The 3,809-nt window shown below is 70.0% G+C and carries 3 protein-coding genes and 1 pseudogene; all 4 read right to left on the bottom strand.

The window, feature by feature from the left end:
* A pseudogene (locus RH94_RS12710) lies at positions 1–941 on the bottom strand (ABC transporter ATP-binding protein); the annotation flags it as partial.
* A complete protein-coding gene (locus tag RH94_RS12705) occupies positions 938–1,939 on the bottom strand; it encodes an ABC transporter ATP-binding protein (RefSeq protein WP_073947716.1) in 1,002 nt (333 codons plus the stop codon). The pseudogene RH94_RS12710 and the gene RH94_RS12705, both read right to left, overlap by 4 nt.
* Before the next feature lie 6 nt (positions 1,940–1,945).
* Positions 1,946–2,905 carry an ABC transporter permease gene (locus RH94_RS12700; protein ID WP_073947715.1) on the bottom strand — a complete coding sequence of 320 codons (960 nt, stop codon included), beginning with the start codon at positions 2,903–2,905 and terminating at the stop codon, positions 1,946–1,948.
* 1 nt (position 2,906) lies between these two features.
* Positions 2,907–3,809: ABC transporter permease (locus tag RH94_RS12695; protein ID WP_234425727.1), on the bottom strand; the 903-nt coding region annotated here is incomplete at its 5' end.

The following is a 3,809-nucleotide window of genomic DNA, read 5'->3' as shown; positions in this document are numbered from 1 at the left end:
CCGCCGACGTCCCGCAGCTCCGGCCGCTCGGTCGAGCACCGCTCCTGGGCCCAGGGGCAACGGGTGTGGAACCGGCAGCCGCTGGGCGGGTTCGCCGGGGAGGGCAGGTCGCCGGCGAGCAGGATGCGCTCGCGGCGGTCCTCCACCTCCGGGTCCGGCACCGGCACGGCCGACATCAGGGCCTTGGTGTACGGGTGCTTCGGCTCGGCGTAGAGGGCGTCGCTCGGCGCCTCCTCGACCAGTGAGCCCAGGTACATCACGCCGATCACGTCGGAGATGTGCCGGACCACCGCGAGGTCGTGGGCGATCACCACGTAGGTCAGGCCGAGTTCCTCCTGGAGCTCCTCCAGCAGGTTGATGACCTGGGCCTGGATCGACACGTCGAGCGCGGAGACCGGCTCGTCGCAGATGATCACGTCCGGTTCGAGGACGAGCGCACGAGCGATGCCGATGCGCTGGCGCTGGCCGCCGGAGAACTCGTGCGGGTAGCGGGAGAGCGCGTTGGAGGGCAGGCCGACCCGTTCCAGGATCGACTTGATCTTCTCCCGGCGCTCCTCCTGGTCCTTGCCGATGCCGTGGGCGACCATGCCCTCGGACAGGATCGACTCGATGTTCTGCCGGGGGTTGAGCGAGCCCAGCGGGTCCTGGAAGACCATCTGGAGCCGGCGCCGGAAGCGGCGCATCTCCTCGCCGGGCAGCTTCGCCAGGTCGGTGCCGTCGAGGACGACCGAGCCCTCGGTGATGTCCACCAGCCGCAGCACCGACCGCCCCAGGGTGGTCTTGCCGCAGCCGGACTCGCCGACCAGGCCGTACGTCTGTCCGGCCTCGACCTTCAGCGACACCCCGTCCACGGCGTAGACGTGACCGACCGTGCGGTCGAACAGGACGCCCTTCTTGATGGGGAAGTGAACCTTGACGCCGTCCAGTTCGAGCAGGCTCATGCGGGGACCTCCTCGGCCTTCGCGTCGTCGAGTACGGGGTTGACGCACCGCACCTGGTGACCGGCCGCGCGGGGTTCGGTGAGCTGCGGGGTGCCGGTCAGGCAGCCCATCTCGTACCGGTCGCAGCGGGGCGCGAAGGCGCAGCCGTCGGCCCAGGCGATGCGGTCGTTGATGGAGCCGCGGATGGGCTTGAGGGACTCGCCCCGGGGCGAGTCCAGACGCGGGACCGAACCCAGCAGCCCGTGCGCGTAGGGATGGGTGGGGTGGGCGAACAGTTCGCGGCGCCCGGCGGACTCCACGGCCTTGCCCGCGTAGAGCACGTTGACCTGGTCGCAGAGGCCGGCGACCACGCCGAGGTCGTGGGTGATCATCAGCAGGGCGGTGCCCTCCTGGTCCACGAGCTCCTTGAGCAGCTCCAGGATCTGCGCCTGGATCGTCACGTCGAGGGCCGTGGTGGGCTCGTCGGCGATGAGCAGGCTCGGGGCGCAGGCCACCGCCATGGCGATCAGCGCGCGCTGGCGCATGCCGCCGGAGAGCTGGTGCGGGTACTCCTTGAGCCGCCGGGTCGGGTCGGGGATGCCGACCCGGTCCAGCAGGTGGGCGGCCTCCTTGCGGGCGGCCTCGCCCTTCATCCCGCGGTGGCGCTCCAGGATCTCGGTGACCTGCACCCCGACCGGCACGACCGGGTTGAGGGAGGACAGCGGGTCCTGGAAGATCATCGCCATCTTGCTGCCGCGCAGGTCACGGCGGGCGGACGAGCTCATGGTGAACAGGTCCGTGCCGTCGAATACGGCGCGGCCACCGATCGTGACGCCCTTGTGCGGGAGCAGGCCCATCAGGGCCAGGGAGGTGACGGACTTCCCGCAGCCGGACTCGCCGACCAGGCCCACGACCTGGCCCTGGTCGACCTCGAAGGAGACGCCGTCGACCGCCCGGGACTCCTTGCGGCCGCGGCCGCCGAAGGTGACGGTCAGTTCGTCGACAGTGAGCAGAGACATGGTGGTTCAGCCCCTCAGCTTCGGGTCGAGGGCTTCCCGCATGGCCTCGCCGAGAAGGGTGAAGCCGAGGGCGGTGATGATGATGCCGACGGCGGGGTAGACCGCCATCATCGGCGCGTTGTCGAAGAAGCGCTGCGCCTGGGCGAGCATGACGCCCCACTCGGGGATGGCCGGGTCGGGGTTGCCCAGGCCCAGGTAGGACAGGGCGGCCGCTTCGATGATCGCGGTGGCCAGGGAGAGCGTGGCCTGCACGATCACCGGGCTGAGCGAGTTGGGGACGATCTGCGAGACCACGATGCGCCGCTTGCGCACGCCCAGGGACTTGGCCGCGAGCACGTAGTCCGCACCGCCCTGCGCCAGCATGGAGCCGCGCAGCAGCCGGGCGAACACCGGCACCTGGACGACACCCACGGCGATCATCACGGTGGTCAGTGACTGGCCCATGACGGCGGCGACGGACACGGCCAGCAGCAGCGAGGGCAGCGCCAGCATCATGTCGATGAAACGCATGATGACGGTGTCGACGCGCCGTCCGGCGTCGCCGCCGAGGGTGGCGGCGGCTCCGGAGAGGCCGCCGATCAGGAAGCCGACGGTCAGGCCGATGAGCGTGGAGACGACACCGACGAGCAGCGTCTGGCGGGCGCCGACCAGCATGCGGGAGAACATGTCCCGGCCGAGGTTGTCGAGCCCGAACCAGTTCTCGGCGCGCGGGCCGACGAACTCGCCCCGGTTGGGGAAGACCTCGCCCCGCCAGGTCTGGGCGGTCGGGGCGTACGGCGTGAGGTAGGGCCCGACGATCGCGAGGACGACGAACACGGCGATGATGACCGCGCCGATGATCGCCATCTTGCTGCGCCGGAGGCGGCGGAAGGCCTCCCGCCACAGGCTGGCGCCGGTGCTGGTCTCCTTGGTCGCGGTCAGTTCCGCGAGACGCTGGATCTTCTCGGTCTTGGTGGCGACACTCATGTCAGTGCACCCGCACTCTCGGGTCGATGAGGCTGTACGCCAGGTCCACCAGCAGGTTGATCAGGACATACACCATCGCGATGAACATGATGAACCCGACGAGCACGGGGTAGTCGCGGCCGTCGATCGCGGTCCGGATGAAGGAGCCGATGCCGCCGAAGGAGAACACGGACTCGGTCAGGACCGCGCCGGACAGCAGGGAGCCCGTGAGCAGGCCGACCGCGGTCACCACGGGGAGCATCGCGTTGCGCAGCACGTGCCGGCCGCGGACGACGCTCCGCTTGAGGCCCTTGGACTCGGCGGTGCGGACGTAGTCCTCGTCCTGCACCTCGAGGACGCTGGCGCGGGTCATGCGCACGATGACCGCGAGCGGGATGGAGGCCAGGGTGACGGCGGGCAGGATCAGGTGCATGATCGCGTCCCAGGCGGCGTCGAGCTCCCCGGTGAGGACGCCGTCCAGGACGGCGAATCCGGTCACGCTGGTGGCGTCGATGCCGGTTTCCTGGCGTCCGTAGCTGGGGAAGATCCCGAGCTTGACGGCGAAGATGCCCTTGAGGATCAGGGCGAGGAAGAAGACCGGGATGCAGATGCCGACGAGCGAGCCGGAGACCGCGGTGACGTCGAGCCAGCCGCCGCGGTTGCGGGCGGCGAAGTAGCCGAGCGGGACGCCGACGGCCACGGCGATCAGGATCGCGAGGAGGGACAGCTCCACGGTCGCGGGGAAGCGCAGGACGAACTCGTCCCACACCGGCTGTCCGGTCTGGGTGGAGGTGCCCAGGTCGAGTTCGACGATGCGCTTCAGGAAGCGCCAGTACTGGACGTAGACGGGCTGGTCAAGCCCGAGCGCACGGTTGATGCGCGCCACTTCGGCCTCGGTGGCCTTCTCCCCCAGGATCGCTGAGGC

The sequence above is a fragment of the Streptomyces kebangsaanensis genome, assembly GCF_001906585.1.
Classification (GTDB): domain Bacteria; phylum Actinomycetota; class Actinomycetes; order Streptomycetales; family Streptomycetaceae; genus Streptomyces; species Streptomyces kebangsaanensis.
The sequence above is the reverse complement of the archived record's forward strand: the minus strand, read 5'-3'. Positions and strand labels throughout refer to the sequence as shown.